The sequence below is a fragment of the Bradyrhizobium sp. GW821-FHT13H05 genome, assembly GCF_058804065.1.
The window spans coordinates 157284-176029 of record NZ_JBXAPO010000005.1; the positions used below are offsets into that span (position 1 = coordinate 157284).

Genomic DNA, 18746 nt, shown 5'->3' on the forward strand with positions numbered 1-18746 from the left:
ACCGACGTAGGCTTTTGGTACGGGATTTGCGAGTTCGCGAGAGGTTTCGGACGTCTTCGGGAGTGGGGTTCGAGTGGCAGGGCGGCAGCGAATAGACCGCGTCAGGCGCCAGTACAACCAATGGGTCGCCAACCAGACGCTGGAAGACTACGCCCTGCGCTTCACCGCCAAAAGCGCGCGACGCTGGTCCGCCGCCCGTGTCGCCAACACCGCGATCGGCGCGATCTCGTTCCTGGTGCTCGAAGCGATCGGCGGAACCATCACCCTCAATTACGGCGTCACCAACGCCGCCGCCGCCATCCTGGTCGTCTCCACCATCATCTTCTGCTGCGGCGTACCGATTGCCTATTATGCCGCCAAATGCGGCATCGACATTGACCTGCTCACCCGCGGCGCCGGCTTCGGCTATATCGGCTCGACCGTCACGTCGCTGATCTACGCCTCCTTCACCTTCATCTTCTTCGCGGTCGAGGCGGTGATCCTGGCGACCGCGCTGGAGATGTGTCTGGGCATCCCGCGCCCGATCGGCTACCTCATCAGCGCGGTCGCGATCATTCCTCTGGTGACCTACGGCATCACGTTGATCAGCCGTTTTCAGCTCTGGACGCAGCCGCTCTGGATCGTCCTCCACATCCTGCCCTTTGCCGCAATCGCCTGGGCAAGCCCCCACTCCTTCACTGAATGGCACAAATTCGCCGGTGAGCACGGCGACCTCGGCGGCCATTTCGACCTGCTGCTGTTCGGCGTCGCATCCTCTGTCGTGTTCTCATTGGTGGCGCAGATCGGCGAGCAGGTCGACTTCCTGCGCTTTTTGCCGCGCGACCGGCGCACCTCGAAAGCATCGTGGTGGATTGCGCTGATGAGCGCAGGGCCGGGCTGGATCGTGCTCGGCGCACTGAAGCTCCTCGCGGGCTCGTTCCTCGCCTTCTTCGCGCTCAGCCATGGCGTGCCGCCCGAAGAGGCCGCCGAGCCCGCGCATATGTATCTCGTGGCGTTTCGCTACGTGCTGTCGGAGCCGGATCTCGCGCTGGCGCTGACCGGCTTCTTCGTGGTGCTGTCGCAGATCAAGATCAACGTCACCAACGCCTATGCCGGCTCGATCGCCTGGTCGAATTTCTTCTCGCGCCTGACCCACAGCCATCCCGGGCGCGTCGTCTGGCTGGTGTTCAACGTGATGGTCGCGCTGCTGCTGATGGAGATCGGCGTCTACAAGGCGTTGGAGCAGACGCTGGCGCTCTACTCCAACGTCGCGATTGCCTGGGTCGGCGCGCTGGTGTCCGACCTCGTGATCAACAAGCCGCTCGGCCTGCGTCCGCCGCAGATGGAGTTCAAGCGGGCGCATCTCTACGACATCAATCCGGTCGGCGTCGGCGCGATGACGCTCGCAATCATCGTCTCGATCGCGGCGTTCTATGGCCTGTTCGGCCCGACCATGAAGGCGCTCGCCGCCTTCGTCGCGCTGACGGTCGCCTTCGTCACCGCACCCGTGATCGCCTGGCTGACCGGCGGAAAATACTACATCGCGCGCAAGCCAAAGCGGAGCTGGGCCAATATCGAAGCGATCCAGTGCTGCATCTGCGAGCACAGCTTCGAGCCGGAGGACATGACCTCTTGCCCGGCTTACGCCGGCCCGATCTGCTCGCTGTGCTGCTCGCTCGATGCACGCTGCCACGACCTGTGCAAGCCACATGCGCGGGCGCAGGTGCAGTTTGCCGACGCGCTCGGCAAGATCCTGCCGCAGCCGATCTACCAGCGGATCAACTCGCAGTTCGGCCATTACATCGGTGTGTTCGTCGTCTCCGCCGGCCTCGTCGCGCTGGTGCTTGGGTTGATTTATCTCCAGACCTCGGCGAGCGTGCATGGCGAGAACACCCTCGTCTCCAACGTGCTCTGGAAGGTGTTCTTCTCGCTCAGCATCATCATCGGCGTGGTGGCCTGGCTGTTCGTGCTGGCGCAGCAGAGCCGCCGTGCGGCCGAGGCCGAGACGCGACGCCAGACCGCGCTGCTGATCCAGGAGATCGACGCGCACAAGCGCACCGATGCCGAGCTCCAGCGTGCCAAGGAGGTTGCCGAATCCGCCAACCTCGCCAAGAGCCGCTATGTCGTCGGCCTGAGCCATGAGCTGCGCTCGCCGCTGAACGCGATCAGCGGCTACGCGCAGCTCCTCGAGCAGGACGCAACGCTGAACACCAAACCGCGCGACCAGGTCCGCGTCGTCCGTCGCAGCGCCGATCACCTCTCCGGCCTGATCGACGGCATTCTGGACATCTCCAAGATAGAGGCGGGACGGCTGTACCTGTCGCGCGACGAGGTGCGCCTGAGCGAATTCCTCGATCAGCTCGTCGGCATGTTCCGCCTTCAGGCCGCCGCCAAGGGCATCGACTTCGTGTTCAGGCGACCGCCGCATTTGCCGCTCGTGGTCTACGCCGACGAGAAGCGGCTGCGCCAGGTGCTGATCAATCTGCTCTCCAACGCGATCAAGTTCACCCAGACCGGCAGCGTGCAGTTCGTGGTGCACTATCGCAGCCCCGTTGCCGAGTTCGAGGTGATCGACACCGGCCCCGGCATCCAGGGCGACGATCTCGAACGCATCTTCGCGCCGTTCGAACGCGGCGCGCTCGGTGTCTCGCAGCCGCAGACCGGAACCGGACTCGGCCTGACCATCAGCCGGTTGCTCGCCGGCGTGATGGGCGGCGACATCAAGGTCGCCAGCACGGTTGGCCGCGGCAGCACGTTCAAGGTCAAGATGCTGCTGTCGGAGGTCACCAATCCCAGGCGCATCGCGCCGGTGGAGGCGCCGGTCTCCGGCTATCACGGCGCGCGCAAGACCATCCTCGTCACCGACGACGACCCCGTTCATCGCGATCTGTTGCGCGAAGTGCTGACCCCGCTCGGCTTCATCCTGCTCAGCGCTCCCGATGGGCCGGGTTGCCTGGCGCTGGCACAGCACTGCCGGCCCGATCTGTTCCTGCTCGACATCTCCATGCCGGGCATGGACGGCTGGACAGTCGCGGAGACGCTGCGCGCGAGCGGCCATCACCAGGCGCGCATCCTGATGGTGTCGGCGAGTGCGCTGGAAGCCCACGGCACGCCGCTGGCGCAGCCCTTCCACGACGGCTATCTGATGAAGCCGATCGACATTCCGCGGTTGCTGGAGACCATCCGCCAACTCCTCAAGATCGAATGGCAGTACGGCTCGGACGAGATCGCGGTGCCGTTCTGGCATCCCGAGAGCGGCTCACGACCGCCGGTACGGCATATCGAGGCGCTGATCGGCCTCGGCCAGATCGGTTACGTCAAGGGCATCCAGCTCAAGCTCGACGAGATCGGCAGCGAGCATCCGGAGCATGCCGACTTCGTCGCGCAGATGCGCTCACTCGTCGATCGTTTCGATCTCGACCAGTACATGGCCACATTGAAGACGTTGCATGCTTATGAGCATTGAACCGAAGAAGCGCGACGTCGCGCTCGTTGTCGATGACTCTCCCGAAACGCTGCGGCTACTCACCGACGCGCTGGACGGCGCCGGGATGACGGTGATGGTGGCGCTGGACGGTGCCGCCGCAATGCGCATCGTCGACCAGATCACGCCCGATATCGTGCTGCTGGACGCCGTGATGCCCGGCATTGACGGGTTCGAGACCTGCCGCCGCCTCAAGCGCGATGCGGGCCTTGCCAACGTTCCCGTGATCTTCATGACCGGACTTGCCGAAACCGAGCATATCGTGCGCGGACTGGACGCCGGCGGCGTCGACTATGTGACGAAGCCGATCGTGATCGAGGAAATGCTGGCGCGGATCCGTGTTCATCTCGGCAATGCCCGGCTGACCCAGAGCGCCCGCGCCGCGCTCGACGTCTCCGGTCGTTTCCTGTTCGCGGTCAACCGGCAAGGCAACGTACTCTGGGCGACGCCGCAGGCGCAGAAGCTCTTGGCCGATCACCACGGCGCGCAGACCTACGACGACTTCGTCCTGCCGCCATCGCTGCTGCAATGGCTGGAGCAGGCCAAGGGCAAGGGCAGCTCGAAGTCCCAGGCGGCATCCTTGCCCGACAACCCGCAGCTCCGGTTCTATTACATGGGCGAAACAGCCCCGAACGAGTTCCTGCTGCGGCTATCCAGGGAATCCGGCACCGCGCTGCCGCCCGAATTCACCAGCGAGCTCGGCCTCACCACGCGCGAGGGTGAAGTGCTGGCCTGGCTCAGCAAGGGCAAGACCAACCGCGACATCGCGCAGATTCTTGGATTGAGCCCGCGCACGGTCGACAAGCATCTGGAGCAGATCTACGCCAAGCTCGGCGTGGAGAACCGGACGGCGGCGGCGGCAATTGCCACGAATGCGACGAGAAGGAATTCGTAAGCTAACGGCTCACCCGTAAACAAACGCCTTGTCGTCCAGATCAGTCTTCGGGATCTCGTCCTTCTCGGTCCAGTAATCCTGGCTGTGCTGCCATTCAGGCTTGTCGCCGCGCTTGGGCAACAGGTTCATGTCGCGCATGATGTAGCCGGGGTTGAAGTTCTCCGGATCGATCCAGGGCAGGATCGGCATGTTGTGGTCTTCGGCGCGGAGCTTGACCTCGACCTTCTTCGTACCCTTGGCCTTCATGTGGCCGAGCAGCCGGCAGACGAAGTCGGCGACGAGATCGACGCGCAGCGTCCAGCTGGCGCGGAAATAGCCGAACACCCAGACCATGTTCGGCACGCCCGTGAACATCATGCCGCGATAGGTGACGGTGTCGCCGAAGGCGAGCGGCTTGCCGTCGATCTCGAAGGCGATGTCGCCGAGCGCTGCGAGATTGAAGCCGGTCGCAGTGACGATGATTTCGGCTTCGAGCAGCTTGCCCGATTTGAGCTGGATGCCGTTTTCGACGAAGCATTCGATCTCGTCGGTGACGACGGAGGCCTTGCCGCTGGCGATGCCCTTGAACAGATCGGCATCCGGCACGAACGCGATGCGCTGCCGCCAAGGGCGGTAGCTTGGCGTGAAGTGCGTCTCGACGTCGTAATCCGGGCCGAGCACCGCGCTGATCTGGCCGATCAGCTCCTTCTTGACCTGTTCCGGCTTGGACAAGCAGAGTTTTGTGAACGCATCCTGCTCGAACAGGATCTTGCGGCGGACGATCTCGTGGATCCAGGCTTCGTCGACCTGAAGCCGGCGCAGCTCCTCCGCGATCTCGATGGCGTTGCGGCCGAGCCGGAAATAGGTTGGTGAGCGCTGCAGCATGGTGACATGCGCGCATGTGTCCGCGATGTTCGGCACCAGCGTTGCCGCGGTCGCGCCCGAACCGATCACAACGACCTTCTTGCCGGCGAGGTCAATATCATCAGGCCAGGTCTGCGGATGAACGATGCGGCCCTTGAAGCGGTCGGTGCCCTTCCATTCCGGCGTGTAGCCTTCCGAATGGCGATAGTAGCCCTGGCACATCCAGAGGAAGTTCGCGGTGAAGGTCCTGGCTTCGCCGGTGTCGGTCGTCGTCGCCTCGATGGTCCAGAGATTTTTCTCACTCGACCAGCTCGCGGAATTGATCTTGTGCTTGTAGCGGATGTGGCGAGCGATATCGTTGTCGTCGATCACCTCGTTCATGTAAGCGAGAATTTCCTCGGCGGTCGCGATCGGCGGCCCGACCCAGGGCTTGAAGCTGTAGCCGAACGTATGGAGGTCGCTGTCCGAGCGGATGCCGGGATAGCGATGCGTGCTCCAGGTACCGCCGAACGTCGCCTGCGTTTCCAGGATGACGTAGCTCGTACCCGGAAGCTGCTTGTTGATGTGATAGGCGCTGCCGATGCCGGAGATGCCGGCGCCGACGATCAGCACGTCGAAATGTTCAGAAGTCTGTTTGGTGGTGGCGTGACTGCGAACAGTGACATTCATTGTTGCTTCTATGCCTTGCTTGTTTTTGCGGCCGCCCTTGACCGGACGGCGCGTTTCCTCCGCGACAGGCATGGTCGCCCGTCGCGCTTCCGCACCAAAATGGCATAGATCAAGTCGCGATCAAACTACAACGCCGCACCCCAGCTCCGCGCGGTCTGCAAAATCCAGTCGCGATAGAGCGTGAGCGGCGTGACCCCGGTCAATCCGCCGCAACCGGCAGCGCCATTCGGCCCCGTCGACCAGCTGATGACGCCGACCAGCACGGACCCGCTCGGCTTGTCCTCGAACACGGGACCGCCGGAATCACCGGTGCAGGCGCCAATTCCGTCGCGAACGCCGTTGGTTACGGGATCGACCAGCCTGATCTGGAGCGTGCCGGGCTGGCCGGTTGCAACGAGGCCGGCAACGCGAATCGTGCCGCCGCTCTTGCCATCGCCGCGCACGGTGACGCCGATACCGGCGATGACGAAGCGGCTGCCGACCTGGATCGGAATATTCGGCGCGCCGACCGGCACCGTCGATTTTCCCTTGAGTGGAATTTCCAGTTGCAACAATGCCACGTCGGCAGTGGCGCGATGCGACTGCATCGCCTGCATGTTGAAGTTCGGATGGATCGCGACGGTGCGGACATTCAGCAGTTGCGGCGTACCGTCGGCGCCGCGATCCACGATCTTGTAGTCCGCGCCTGGCTGCACACAGTGGGCGACGGTGAGCACAAGTTTCGGTGCGATCAGGGTGCCGGTGCAGAAATTACCGCGCGAGCCGACAATGGTGACGATCGCGCGCGCAACACCATCGGCCTGCGGCGTGCCGCCACCGACGATGGCATAAGCGGGCGTGGCGAGCAGCAGTGCGGCTGTGATGAGAGTGACAAGCTTCTTCATGGGAACACGCTTTCGCGTCAGCATCGGTAAAGACGGAAAATTGCTTCAGGCTGGCCCTTGCCGATAGCGCATGCTAGCCCTCTTGGAAAGGAATTGACGAGGGCAGGATAGTGGCGATCGAAGCTGTGATCTTTGATTTTGGCGGCGTGCTGACGAGCTCGCCGTTCGAGGCGTTCGCGCGGTACGAAACCGAGCGCGGCCTACCCATCGACATTATCAGGCGCACCAACGCCGCCAATCATCTGGAAAATGCCTGGGCCAAATTCGAGCGCGCCGAGGTCGACATCGAGGCGTTCGACAAGCTGTTCGCCGAAGAATCGCGCGCGCTCGGCGCCGAGGTGCGCGGCCGCGACGTGCTGCCGCTGCTCCAGGGCGATCTGCGGCCGGAGATGGTCGAGGCGTTGAAACGTATCAAGGCGCAGTTCAAGACCGGCTGCATCACCAACAATCTGCCGGCGAATGCGATCGGCAGCATGACCGGACGCTCGCTCTATGTCGCCGAGGTGATGGTGCTGTTCAACCACGTCATCGAATCCGCCAAGATCGGCCTGCGCAAGCCCGATCCGCGCATTTACCAGCTGATGGTCGAAACGCTGAAGGTCGATCCGAAGAACTGCGTCTATCTCGACGATCTCGGCGTCAATCTGAAACCCGCGCGCGAGATGGGCATGACCACGATCAAGGTCGCCAGCGGCGCGCAAGCAATCGCCGCGCTCGAGGCGGCGACGGGGCTGAAGCTGGGCTAACTGGCGCGTCATTCTCCGTCATTGCGAGCGCAGCGAAGCAATCCAGACCCCCTCCGCGGTGAGATTCTGGATTGCTTCGCTGCGCTCGCAATGACGACGTGGAAAAATCTCGCCTGGCGAACTGACTATTCTGCTGCGGCGGTAATACGCTCGGGAAACGCAGCAGCCAGCGACGCACGATCCGGCTTCAGCACACCGCGCTCCGTGATCAGGCCGCTGACCAGCCGCGCCGGGGTCACGTCGAAGGCGTAGTTCGCGACCGGCGAGCCCTCCGGCACGATGCGCACGGTTTCCAGCCGTCCGTCTGCGGTGCGGCCGGTCATGTCGGTAACTTCAGTGCCGCTGCGCTGCTCGATCGGAATATCGCGGACGCCGTCATTGACGGCGAAATCGATCGTCGGCGACGGCAGCGCGACATAGAACGGCACGCCATTGTCGTGCGCCGCGAGCGCCTTCAGATACGTGCCGATCTTGTTGCAGACGTCACCATTGGCAGCGACGCGGTCGGTACCGACGATGGCGAGATCGACCATGCCGTGCTGCATCAGATGCCCGCCGGTGTTGTCAGGGATCACGGTGTGAGCCACGCCGTGATGGCCGAGTTCCCAGGCGGTCAGCGAGGCGCCCTGATTGCGCGGGCGGGTCTCGTCGACCCAGACATGGATCTTGATGCCGCGCTCATGCGCAAGATAGATCGGCGCGGTCGCGGTGCCCCAATCGACGGTGGCGAGCCAGCCGGCATTGCAATGGGTCAGCACGTTGACCGTCTCGCCCGGCTTCTTCTTTGATACGATCGCCTCGATCAGCTTCAAGCCGTTGTCGGCAATGCCGCGGTTGATCTCGACGTCCTGCTCGACGATCTCGTCGGCACGTGCGTAGGCAGCCTCAGCCCGTTCGACCGGATCAATCGGTGCGAGCGTCGCACGCATCTCGTCGAGCGCCCATTTCAGATTGATTGCAGTCGGCCGCGCCACGACCAGCGCTTCATAGGAACGCTTCAGGCCCGCATCGGAAGCGTCTTCGCGCATCGCGAGCGCCATGCCATAGGCCGCGGTGGCGCCGATCAGCGGCGCGCCGCGTACCAGCATGTCGCGGATGGCCACCGCCGCGTCTTCGCAAGACGTCAGGCGCGCAACCACGAACTCATGCGGCAGCCGTCGCTGGTCGATCGCGCCGACCGACCAGCCGTCGCGCTCGCGCCAGATGCTGCGGAAATGCTTGCCGTCGACCTTCATGGCATTCTGCCCTTCACTTCACGTGCGCAGGATGCGCCCCGCCACCGCATCGAGCTTCTTCAGAAGCTCGGGATCGCGCGCCTCGGGGGCCGTGATCAGCGCGGTATCGAGTGCGCGGTCCGACCCGATCGGGCACGGCTCGTGCTCGCGCGGAAAATCCTTTGCCAGCCGCGCCACCAGCGCTTTCGCTTTGTCGGCATTCGAGGTCAGCACACGGATGATGTCCTGCACGGTGACCGCATCATGATCAGGATGCCAGCAATCGAAATCGGTCACCATCGCGACGGTGGCGTAGCAAATCTCTGCTTCGCGCGCGAGCTTCGCTTCGGGCATGTTGGTCATGCCGATCACGGAATAGCCCAGCGTCTTGTAGGTCATGCTCTCCGCGTAAGTGGAGAATTGCGGCCCTTCCATGCAGACATAGGTGCCGCCGCGCGCGATTGCGATGCCTTCGGCATCAGCTGCGGCGGCGAGATGGACACGCAGCCGCGGCGAGACCGGATGCGCCATCGACACATGCGCGACACAGCCCCGGCCGAAGAACGAGCTCTCGCGCTTATGGGTGCGGTCGACGAATTGATCGACGAGGACGAAGGTGCCGGGCGGCATCTCTTCCTTGAAAGAGCCGCAGGCCGACAGCGAGATCAAATCGGTGACCCCGGCCCGCTTCAGCACGTCGATATTGGCGCGGTAGTTGATGTCGGAGGGCGACAGCCGGTGCCCCTTGTCGTGCCGCGGCAGGAACACGATCGGCAGGCCTGCGATGGTGCCGCGCCGCAGCGGCGCCGACGGCTCGCCCCAGGGGCTCGCGATCACCTCTTCGTGCGCGCCCTCGAGACCCGGCAGGTCGTAGATGCCGGAGCCGCCAATGATGCCCAATACCGCCTGCGTCATGCCTGCTCCGCCCTGTCCACCACCTGCGACATGGTTAAGCTATGCCAGTTTTGGAGCGGATTTGGAACGGGGGAGAGCGCCCGATTGGCGTCATTGCGAAGAGCGCAGCGACGAAGCAATCCAGACTGCCGCCACGGAGGTAGTCTGGATTGCCTCGCTTCGCTCGCAATGACGGAGGAGAGAGCCGAACTTAAGCCGCGGTCGCCGGCTGCAGCTGGGTGGCAACCATGCGCTCCAGCGTCTCGACGGACTGGAAATTCTCCGGCGTGATCTCGGGCTGCGGGATGGTGAAGTCGAATTCGGCTTCGACGCCGAGCATCAGATTGACCATGTCCATCGAGGTCAGGCCGACGTCGACGAGCTTGGCCTGCGGCGTGACGTCAGCGCTGAGCGAGTTCTGTTCGAGGATGCCCTTCACCAGCTTGATGATGCGATTGCGCACGTCAGTATCGAAGGCCTGCATCGGCGAATTCCCATATGTCTGTCAAAGGTCGGACCGGTTGCCGGGTACGATGGGCACGACGGGCCGATCCCGCAATGGGCGTCACCATTACATCGCGTTTCTTAGTAAACGATGACTCAGATTGTCTGGAATTCGGGCTTCTTCCAGATCGCTAACGCGATCGCGGAAATCCGGGGGATGCGAAAAACCGGGCCTTAACTGTTCATTGGGAATTGCAGTTCGTTTACCCTCTATTTCATCGACGAATTTGAATTAAATCCGTAGCCTCGTCTCACAAGCAAAGATGGTCGGAGGATCGCCTGCGCGGCATCGCGAATGATGCCGGCGATCTCGAACGGCAAACCGGAGGCGGACGAGCATGAACGTGCGTGAAGCAGTCCTCACAGTCGACGAACCACAAACGAGCTTCCTCGAGCAAGGCCCCTCCCTGATCGAGCGCGCGGCTCGCACCGCCGCCGTGGCGGCAGCAGACGCCGACGGGGTCGATCGCGACGCCCGCTTCCCGCACAAGGCTTTCGAAGTCGCGCGTGAGCAAAAACTGCTCGGCGTCATGATCCCGGTCGAGTTCGGCGGCTTCGGCGCCTCGATCCACGACGTCACCGACATCTGCTACACGCTCGGACGCGCCTGCGCCTCGACCGCGATGGTCTACGCGATGCATACGACCAAGGTGGCCTGCGTGATACGCCACGGTCACGGCATTCCCTGGATGGAGACCATGATGCGCCGGGTCGCCCGCGACCAGTGGCTGCTCGCCTCCTCCACCACCGAAGGCCAGAACGGCGGCAACATCCGCGCCAGTGCGGCTGCCGTCGACCACGCCGGCGACACCGTCTCGCTGGTGCGCGACGCCACCGTGATTTCCTACGGCGCCGAGGCCGATGGTCTCGTCACCATCGCCCGCCGTGCCACCGAGGCCGCTGCCTCCGACCAGGTGCTGCTTGCGCTCGCCAAGGACGATTATTCGCTGAAGCAGACCCAGGGCTGGGAGACACTCGGCATGCGCGGCACCTGCTCGACCGGCTTCGAGCTGAAGGTGGACTGCCCCGCGGACCGCGTCTTCCCCGAAGCCTATGACAAGATTCATGCCCAGACCATGACGCCGTTCGCACATCTGTGCTGGTCATCGGCCTGGGCCGGCATTGCTGCGGCCTCAGTGACGCGCGCGCAGGCCTTCGTCCGCAAGGCGGCGCGCACCTCCGGCGGCCAGATGCCGCCGGCTGCCGCACACTTCACCGCCGCAAAGATGTCGCTGGCAAGGCTGCGCGCGCTGATCGCCGCCAATATCGACGCCTTCGCCCGCGCCGAGCATGACGAGCGTGCGCTGGGCTCGCTCGATTTCCAGTCCTCGATCACGCTGTTGAAGGTGCAGGCCTCCGAGCTCGCAGTCGAGACCGTGATGCATGCGATGCGCACTGCCGGCCTTTCCGGCTACCGCAATGACGGCGAGTTCACCATGGGCCGTCACCTGCGCGACGTGCTGTCGTCGCCGATCATGATCAACAACGACCGTATTCTGGCCAACGCCGCGACCTCGACCCTGATGAGCGGCGTGCCGACAAGCCTTCGCGACTAAAGACCTTCGTGACTGACGTGCCTTCGAGGCCAACAAGAATAGTTTCAGATAGCAGGACATCGAACATGAACATTGCTGTTCTTCCCGATTCGCCGGAGACCGCGCCGCAGATCGCAGATCCGCTCGATCATCTCGCCGACAAGCTGTTCCACCGCATGGGCGCTGACGGCGTCTATGCCCGTACCGCGCTCTATGAAGGCGTCGTCGAGAAGCTCGCCGCGCTGATCACCAGCCATCGCGAAGCCGGCACCGAAGCGCTGCGCTTTCCGCCGGTGATGAGCCGCGCCCAGCTGGAAAAATCCGGCTATCTCAAGAGCTTTCCGAACCTGCTCGGCTGCGTCTGCGGCCTGCACGGCACCGAGCGCGAGATCAACGCGGCGGTGAGCCGTTTCGATGCCGGCGGCGACTGGACCACGTCGCTCTCGCCGGCCGACCTCGTGCTGTCGCCCGCCGCCTGCTATCCGGTCTACCCGATCGCAGCGAGCCGCGGCCAGCTGCCGAAGGGCGGCCTGCGTTTCGACGTCGCTGCCGACTGCTTCCGCCGCGAGCCGTCAAAACATCTCGACCGGCTGCAATCGTTCCGGATGCGGGAATATGTCTGCATCGGCACGCCCGACGACGTTTCCGATTTCCGCGACCGCTGGATGGTGCGCGCGCAGGCGATCGCGACCGATCTCGGCCTGACCTTCCGCGTCGACTATGCCAGCGATCCCTTCTTCGGCCGCGTCGGCCAGATGAAGGCAGTGAGCCAGAAGCAGCAACAGCTCAAGTTCGAGCTCCTGATCCCGCTGCGTTCGGAAGAGCAGCCGACCGCCTGCATGAGCTTCAACTATCATCGCGAACATTTCGGCACGACCTGGGGCATCCAGGACGTCAATGGCGAGCCGGCTCACACCGGCTGCGTCGCCTTCGGCATGGACCGTCTGGCCGTCGCCATGTTCCACACCCACGGTACTGACCTTTCCGCCTGGCCCGCCAAGGTGCGGGAGATCATGGGCCTGCAGCCGCAAGTCGCGGCCGATGCCCATGGCGAGGGTTGGCGTTAGAACATGATCCGGAAAAGTGTGAAGCGGTTTTCCGCCAAGATCATGCTCAAAAGATAGAATCCACGAGGCCTCCCATTTCCACGGGTAAGACGAGCGTGATCCACACCAAGGTCCGATGCCGCGAGATCACCGAAGCCGACGTCGATGCGGTCGCCGACCTGCTGACGCGCGGCTTCGTCGGCCGCTCGCGCAATTACTGGATTCAGGGCCTGCGCCGGCAGGCCTTCCGGCCCGTGCCGGAAGGCTATCCGCGCTTCGGCTACATGCTCGACAATGACGGCACGCCGGTCGGCGTGCTGCTGTTGATCTACACGGCGCGCAAGGACGGCGAGACCACCGCCATCCAGTGCAATTTGTCGAGCTGGTATGTCGACCCGGCCTACCGCAACTACGCGCCGCTGCTGACCAAGATCGCGCAGCGGCACAAGGACGTCACCTACCTCAACATCAGCCCGGCGCCGTGGACCTGGCCGATCATCGAAACGCAGGGCTTTCGCGCCTATTGCCGCGGCATCTTCTTCTCCGTGCCCGCGCTGGCGCGCGCGCCGCGCTGGAGCAAGATCGAGGTGATCTCGCAGCACGCCAAGACGATCGAGGGGCTTTCCGAAGCCGAGACCGAGCTGCTGACGCGGCATGCGCGCTACAATTGCCTGAGCCTGGTCTGCCGCACGCCGAAGGGAACGTTCCCGTTCATCCTGCAACCGGTGCGCATCCGCCGCGGCTTCATCGCGCCGCCCGCGATGAAGCTGATCTACTGCCGCAACGCTGCCGAATACGCCGCCTGCGCCGGCCGCATCGGCCGTCTGCTGCTGCGGCTCGGCAAGATCTCGGTGGCGGTCGACGCCAACGGCCCGATTCCCGGCCTCGTCGGTATTTATACCGAGCGGCGCGGCCGCAAATATTTCAAAGGCCCGCATCGGCCGCAGCTCGCCGACCTCACCGACACCGAGCTCGTGCTGTACGGGCCTTGAGGCTGGTCGAGCCTCGTACTCACTGAGATTTGTCGGTACTCCAAGCCAACCCTGGCTTGCAGGAACCTCGACGCTCGCGCGCTCGTCTCACGCACTCTCTGCATCGCGAGTCACCCTCCGTAAACTACTGCGCTTAAGGGAATTTTCCCGCCTCTTCGCTACCCTCGGCAGCCGAATTACGTTGCGTTAAGTCTATTGCCAGCCGAGACCCGCCGATCCCATGACGTCGACCCGCGACAACGAGCTTGGTGCACGCCGCGAGCAGGGCCCGGAGGCCCTGGTCGCGCTGAGCCAGCTTGCGCTCGACCACATGGAACAGGGCGTCTGCGTCTACGACGCCGACAACCGGATCGTGCTGGTCAACCAGCGCTACCTCAGCCTGTTCGAGATGTCGGCCGAGATCGTGAAGGTCGGTACGCGCTATCGTGACGTGCTCGGTCACAGCGTCGCGCTGGGCAATATCCCCGCAGCAGATGTCGATGCACTCTACGCCTCGCGGATCGCATTGATCGCTGCCGGCAAGCCCTTCCGCACCCGGCAAACACTCGCAAGCGGCGTCGTGATAACGCTCGAGCTGAAGCCGCTTCCCGACGGCGGCTGGATGACGGTCTGCGACGACGTCAGCCGCCTCGCCCGGCTCGAGGCGGAATTGCGCGTGCAGACCGAGCGCAGCCAGCATGCGCTCGCCAACATGTCGCACGGCCTCATCATGTATGATGCCGACAGCCGTGTCGTCGTCTGCAACGAGCGCTTCCTGAACCTCTACAACCTCGACCCCGACATCGTGAAACCGGGCGTCTCGCACGGCACGGCCATCGACCATTGGCTTGCGCGCGGCAACATGGCGGGCATGTCGGCCGACGAATTCCACGACACGCGCCTGGAGGACGTGCGCGGCAGGAAGGCGAAGACCCTGCTGGTGATGCGCTACGACGGGCGGATGGTGCAGGCCGTCTCCCGCTTCCTGCCCGACGGCGGCTGGGTGACGGTGCATGAGGACGTCACCGAGCGGCTGCAATACGAGGAGACGCTGCGGCAGCAGAACTTCATCCTCGACGCGGCGATGGAGAACATGGCGCATGGGCTCGCCTTCTACGACAGCGACATGCGCCTGCGCGTCTGCAACAGCACCTACCGCAAGATCTACCAGCTGTCGCTGGAGGAGACCAGGCCGGGCACGCATCTTGCCGAGTTGATCGAGCGATCGATGGCGAACGGCGCGTTCGCTTCGGAATACAGCCCGCAGCAGATCCTGGAAGCCGCCCGCGCGCGGATCGCGAACCGCGATTCCTCCCCGATGCGCCGGAGCATGTCGAACGACACCGTGGTCTCGGTACGCTATTGCGCGCTGCCCGAGGGCGGCTTCGTCGCCACCTATGAGGACATCACCGAGCGCGAGCGCGCGATCGAGGAGCTGAGCGAGCAATATCGCCGCTTCGACGCGGCGCTGAACAACATGAGCCAAGGCCTGTGCATGCTCGATTCGAGCCTGCGCGTGATCGTCTGCAACCGCCGCTATATCGAGATGTACGGGCTGTCGCCCGACATCGTGAAGCCGGGCGTCTCGATGCGCGAGATCATGGAGCACAGCTGCTCGCTCGGCATCCATCCGAACATGACGGGCGCCAGGCTCTACGCCGACTACGTCGAGAGGCTGCGCGAGGGCGAGCACACGCTGCACCGCCATCTGGGCGACGGCCGCATCATCAAGCTCAACCACAAGCGGATGGAGCTCGGCGGCTGGGTCGTCACCTATGAGGACGTCACCGAGCGTCACAAGGCACAGGCCCGCGTCGCACACATGGCGCGGCACGACTCCCTGACTGATTTGCCCAACCGCACGCTGTTCCGCGAGAAGATGGGCGAGGGTCTGAACCAGGTCGCGATCGCCGGCGGTGCCATGGCCGTGCTGTGCTTCGACCTCGACAATTTCAAGACCGTCAACGACCGCCTCGGCCACGCCGCCGGCGATCGCTTGCTGCGCTGGGTCGCCGCGCGCCTGAAGGAGAATGTCGGCGAGCACGACACCGTCGCGCGTCTCGGCGGCGACGAGTTCGCCGTTCTCCAGCGCGGTCCGCAGCCGCAATCGGCCGAAAGGCTCGCCCGCCGCCTGGTCGAGATCATCGGTCACCCGCCGCCGCTGGAAAGCCAGTCGATCCATGTCGGCGTCTCCGTCGGCATCGCGATCGCGCCCGATCACGGGCTCGATGCCGACGAGCTGATGAAATGCGCCGACCTCGCGCTGTACCAGGCCAAGGCCAAGGGACGCGGCGCCTACCAGCTGTTCGAACCCGAGATGGAAGAGGAGGCACGCAGCCGCCACGCGCTGGAATACGATCTGCGCGGCGCGCTGGAAGCCAACGAATTCCACCTGGTGTTCCAGCCGCAGGTGCGGCTCGACACAACCGAGCTCACCGGCTTCGAGGCGCTGCTGCGCTGGAAGCATCCTTCGCGCGGCTACGTCTCGCCGGCCGAATTCATTCCGATCGCGGAAGAGAACGGGCTGATCGTTCCGATCGGCGAGTGGGTGCTACGCACGGCCTGCGCCACGGCGGCCTCATGGCCCGATGTCTCCGTCGCAGTGAACCTGTCTCCGGTGCAATTCCGTTCGCGCGGGCTGGTAACGATGGTCACTAGCGCACTGGCGGAGGCCGGCCTTCCGCCGCAGCGGCTCGAACTCGAGGTCACCGAGACGGCGCTGCTCGACGACAGCGAGGCGACGATTGGGATCCTGCACCAACTCCGTGCCCTCGGCGTGCGCGTCAGTCTCGACGATTTCGGCGTCGGCTATTCATCGCTGAGCTATCTGCGCAAGTTTCCGTTCGACCGCATCAAGATCGACCGCTCCTTCGTCGGCACGCTCGGCGAAAGCCCGGAGAGCGTCGCGATCGTCCGCACCATTGCAAGCCTCGGCTCCGTGCTCGGGGTCGAGACCACGGCGGAAGGCGTCGAGACGGCCGAGCAGCTCGACTTCGTGCGCGAATGCGGCTGCACCGCGGTGCAGGGATATTATTTCGGCAAGCCCTGCCCGGCGACCGAGGTCGGCCGCGCCATCGAGACGCTGAACGCGGTTCGGCGCGTGGCGTGAGGGCTTCGTAGGGTGGATCAGCCGAAGGCGTAATCCACCAATTTCTATCGAGACGCGAGAAAGGTGGTGGATTACGCTACGCTAATCCACCCTACGCGGTTCAGCTTGCCGCAGGCAGCGCGCTGTCCGTCGACACGCTCCACGGGCGCTCGGCTGAGGCCAGCCCGATCAGGCGACCCTGGATGTAGTCGCAGCCCCAGTCGCGCAGCATGTTTGCGGCTTCTTCGTCCTGCACCCATTCGGCGACCGTCTGGATATCGAGGCGGCGGGCGAGGTCGATCAGGGTCTGCACGAAAGCGCGATCATCGGCAGAACGCGTGATGTTCTGCACGAAGGCACCGTCGATCTTGACGATGTCGACGCCGAGCTTGCGCAGGTTGCGGAACGAGGTGTAGCCGGCGCCGAAATCGTCAATGGCGATCCGGCTGCCGAAGTTCTTCAGCCGCGTGACGAAACCGCGGACATCATCGATGTCCTGGATTGCAACCGTCTCAGTGATCTCCACGATCAGCCGCTCGGCGACACCGGGATGCGCGAGCATGAGCGATTCAATGCCCGCCCACCAGTCCGGGTCCATGGTGGTGTCGGGCGAGATGTTGAGGCTGAGACTGACATCAGGTGCGGCCGCAAGCTCGGCAACAACGAGCTCGAGCACGCGATGATCGACGAGGCGAATGAGGCCGAGCCGTTCGGCAACCGGCACGATGTCGGGCGCGAGCAGCACCTGGCCGTCGCCCTGGTCCATCCGCACCAGGCATTCATGGAATGCACGCTCGCGCGAGACGGCCGAGACCACCGGCTCATAGGCGAGCTTGATACGGCGCTCGTTCAGTGCGGTGACGATCTCGTCGGTGACGCGGATGTTGACGCGGCGCTGCGCGTCGCGCGTGGCATCCGGACGCCAGGCCGCAAACGAGCCGACACGGCGGCGCTTTGCTGCGTCCAGCGTCTCATGGGCGCGGTTGACGGCCTCGTCCGCGTTGCGGGCATAGCGCGGCAGGCTGACCGCGCCGATCGAGGCGGTGACCGAGACCGGACCGGATTTCGTCGGCACCACCTCGTCGCGGATGCCGGCGAGGAAACGCTCGGCGGCGACGTTCATGTCGTCGACGGTGCAGTTCTTCAGGATCAGGCCGAACTTATTGCCGGAGAAGCGCCCGAGCACGTCGCCGCCGCGCAGGCGCGCGCGGATACGCTTGGCGATGTCGAGGATCACGGCGTCGGCGACGTCGAAGCCGAAAGCGTCGTTGACGCGGGCGAGATGATCGATGCCGACCAGCATGAAGGCGGCAGTCGAGCGGAAACGGATCGTCTCCTCGATCGTCTCGGCCAGCGCCGCGATCAGATGCGAGCGGTTGAGCTCGCCGGTGAGGGGATCGAGCCGGGCCAGCTTCGTCAGCTCTTCGTCGCGGGCGTGGCGCTCATTATTGATGCGAACGGAGCCGATCGCGCGCGTGGGGCGCCCGTCAGGGCCGGCGAACCAGCGGCCGGTCTCCTCGACCCAGACCACGGGATCGGAGGCGCTCATGCGCACGCCGTACTCGACCCGGTAGGGCGTGCCGTCGGCGCCGTGCACGGCGGAAGTCTGCGCCAGCGCGGTGGTCCGAAGCGCCTGCGCAGGCTCGATCAGCTTGGCGAATTCGGCGCCGGTCGCGAGCCGCTCGGCGGGGATGCCGGGGAAGACGGCGTCGACCTGCTCGCCCCAGACGATGACGTCGCTGGCGATGTCCCAGGCGAACACGGCCTGGCCGAGTGCGGCCAGGATGTCGGCGGCTTGCGGCAATGCGGGGGTCAAAATCGCCTCGTTTCGGGACAGCGGGGAGTCCTGGGCCGGCACAGGATAAAGCCAGATTCGTCCCCGACCCTAGGCAAAGTTGATAAACAATTTGGAAACCACGTTTCGGGGCGGTACGGAACCAAGCCGGTCCGACCGGCATAGGCCTTGCGAGTACATGACTCGCACCGGCGCCCGC

13 protein-coding genes are annotated in these 18746 nt (G+C 64.4%); 7 read left to right on the plus strand and 6 right to left on the minus strand.

What is annotated here, in order from left to right; genetic code table 11:
* Positions 1 to 73 precede the first annotated feature (73 nt).
* Positions 74 to 3445 carry a hybrid sensor histidine kinase/response regulator gene (locus AC1RR3_RS17475; protein ID WP_492824355.1) on the plus strand — a complete coding sequence of 1124 codons (3372 nt, stop codon included), beginning with the start codon at positions 74 to 76 and terminating at the stop codon, positions 3443 to 3445.
* On the plus strand, positions 3429 to 4358 hold the full coding sequence (locus AC1RR3_RS17480; RefSeq protein ID WP_492824356.1) for a response regulator: 930 nt from the start codon (positions 3429 to 3431) through the stop codon (positions 4356 to 4358). Before AC1RR3_RS17475 ends, AC1RR3_RS17480 begins: the two co-directional genes overlap by 17 nt.
* A gap of 9 nt (positions 4359 to 4367) precedes the next feature.
* Here the strand turns inward: AC1RR3_RS17480 and AC1RR3_RS17485 are convergent, their stop codons facing one another.
* Complete coding sequence (locus AC1RR3_RS17485; RefSeq protein ID WP_492824357.1) at positions 4368 to 5870, minus strand: flavin-containing monooxygenase; 1503 nt, start codon at positions 5868 to 5870, stop codon at positions 4368 to 4370.
* A gap of 125 nt (positions 5871 to 5995) precedes the next feature.
* The gene (locus tag AC1RR3_RS17490; protein WP_492824358.1) at positions 5996 to 6754 is read right to left on the minus strand and encodes a S1 family peptidase; all 759 of its coding nucleotides are present in this window, start codon (positions 6752 to 6754) and stop codon (positions 5996 to 5998) included.
* 110 nt (positions 6755 to 6864) lie between these two features.
* Between AC1RR3_RS17490 and AC1RR3_RS17495 the strand changes: the two genes are divergently transcribed.
* The gene (locus AC1RR3_RS17495; protein WP_492824359.1) at positions 6865 to 7500 is read left to right on the plus strand and encodes an HAD-IA family hydrolase; all 636 of its coding nucleotides are present in this window, start codon (positions 6865 to 6867) and stop codon (positions 7498 to 7500) included.
* Positions 7501 to 7625: 125 nt separating this feature from the next.
* On the opposite strand, the gene mtnA is transcribed toward AC1RR3_RS17495, so the two are convergent.
* The 3 genes from mtnA to AC1RR3_RS17510 all read right to left on the minus strand — a co-directional run bounded on the left by mtnA (position 7626) and on the right by AC1RR3_RS17510 (position 10092).
* Positions 7626 to 8735: an S-methyl-5-thioribose-1-phosphate isomerase gene (mtnA, locus tag AC1RR3_RS17500; protein WP_492824360.1), complete on the minus strand. Its 1110-nt coding sequence runs from the start codon at positions 8733 to 8735 to the stop codon at positions 7626 to 7628.
* 18 nt (positions 8736 to 8753) lie between these two features.
* Entirely contained in the window at positions 8754 to 9629 is an 876-nt protein-coding gene (locus AC1RR3_RS17505) for an S-methyl-5'-thioadenosine phosphorylase (RefSeq protein WP_492824361.1), read from the minus strand.
* A 190-nt stretch (positions 9630 to 9819) separates the two neighbouring features.
* Complete coding sequence (locus AC1RR3_RS17510) at positions 9820 to 10092, minus strand: phosphopantetheine-binding protein (protein ID WP_492824362.1); 273 nt, start codon at positions 10090 to 10092, stop codon at positions 9820 to 9822.
* A gap of 358 nt (positions 10093 to 10450) precedes the next feature.
* Between AC1RR3_RS17510 and AC1RR3_RS17515 the strand changes: the two genes are divergently transcribed.
* The 4 genes from AC1RR3_RS17515 to AC1RR3_RS17530 all read left to right on the plus strand — a co-directional run bounded on the left by AC1RR3_RS17515 (position 10451) and on the right by AC1RR3_RS17530 (position 16773).
* On the plus strand, positions 10451 to 11668 hold the full coding sequence (locus AC1RR3_RS17515; RefSeq protein ID WP_492824363.1) for an acyl-CoA dehydrogenase family protein: 1218 nt from the start codon (positions 10451 to 10453) through the stop codon (positions 11666 to 11668).
* Between the two features lie 65 nt (positions 11669 to 11733).
* Positions 11734 to 12714, plus strand: a complete 981-nt coding sequence (locus AC1RR3_RS17520) for an amino acid--[acyl-carrier-protein] ligase (protein ID WP_492824364.1) — start codon at positions 11734 to 11736, stop codon at positions 12712 to 12714.
* 95 nt (positions 12715 to 12809) lie between these two features.
* Positions 12810 to 13685 carry a GNAT family N-acetyltransferase gene (locus AC1RR3_RS17525; protein ID WP_492824365.1) on the plus strand — a complete coding sequence of 292 codons (876 nt, stop codon included), beginning with the start codon at positions 12810 to 12812 and terminating at the stop codon, positions 13683 to 13685.
* A 220-nt stretch (positions 13686 to 13905) separates the two neighbouring features.
* Positions 13906 to 16773, plus strand: coding sequence for a PAS-domain containing protein (locus AC1RR3_RS17530; protein ID WP_492824366.1), 2868 nt, complete (start codon positions 13906 to 13908; stop codon positions 16771 to 16773).
* A gap of 100 nt (positions 16774 to 16873) precedes the next feature.
* On the opposite strand, the gene AC1RR3_RS17535 is transcribed toward AC1RR3_RS17530, so the two are convergent.
* Entirely contained in the window at positions 16874 to 18568 is a 1695-nt protein-coding gene (locus AC1RR3_RS17535; protein ID WP_492824367.1) for an EAL domain-containing protein, read from the minus strand.
* Positions 18569 to 18746: the final 178 nt, after the last annotated feature.

Bases quoted from the DNA above. Each gene is read 5' to 3' on its own strand.
- AC1RR3_RS17515 (WP_492824363.1), top strand. From the start codon at position 10,451: ATGAACGTGCGTGAAGCAGTCCTCACAGTCGACGAACCACAAACGAGC.
- AC1RR3_RS17520 (WP_492824364.1), top strand. From the start codon at position 11,734: ATGAACATTGCTGTTCTTCCCGATTCGCCGGAGACCGCGCCGCAGATC.
- AC1RR3_RS17510 (WP_492824362.1), bottom strand. From the start codon at position 10,092: ATGCAGGCCTTCGATACTGACGTGCGCAATCGCATCATCAAGCTGGTG.
- mtnA (WP_492824360.1), bottom strand. From the start codon at position 8,735: ATGAAGGTCGACGGCAAGCATTTCCGCAGCATCTGGCGCGAGCGCGAC.
- AC1RR3_RS17530 (WP_492824366.1), top strand. From the start codon at position 13,906: ATGACGTCGACCCGCGACAACGAGCTTGGTGCACGCCGCGAGCAGGGC.
- AC1RR3_RS17485 (WP_492824357.1), bottom strand. From the start codon at position 5,870: ATGAATGTCACTGTTCGCAGTCACGCCACCACCAAACAGACTTCTGAA.
- AC1RR3_RS17480 (WP_492824356.1), top strand. From the start codon at position 3,429: ATGCTTATGAGCATTGAACCGAAGAAGCGCGACGTCGCGCTCGTTGTC.
- AC1RR3_RS17490 (WP_492824358.1), bottom strand. From the start codon at position 6,754: ATGAAGAAGCTTGTCACTCTCATCACAGCCGCACTGCTGCTCGCCACG.
- AC1RR3_RS17505 (WP_492824361.1), bottom strand. From the start codon at position 9,629: ATGACGCAGGCGGTATTGGGCATCATTGGCGGCTCCGGCATCTACGAC.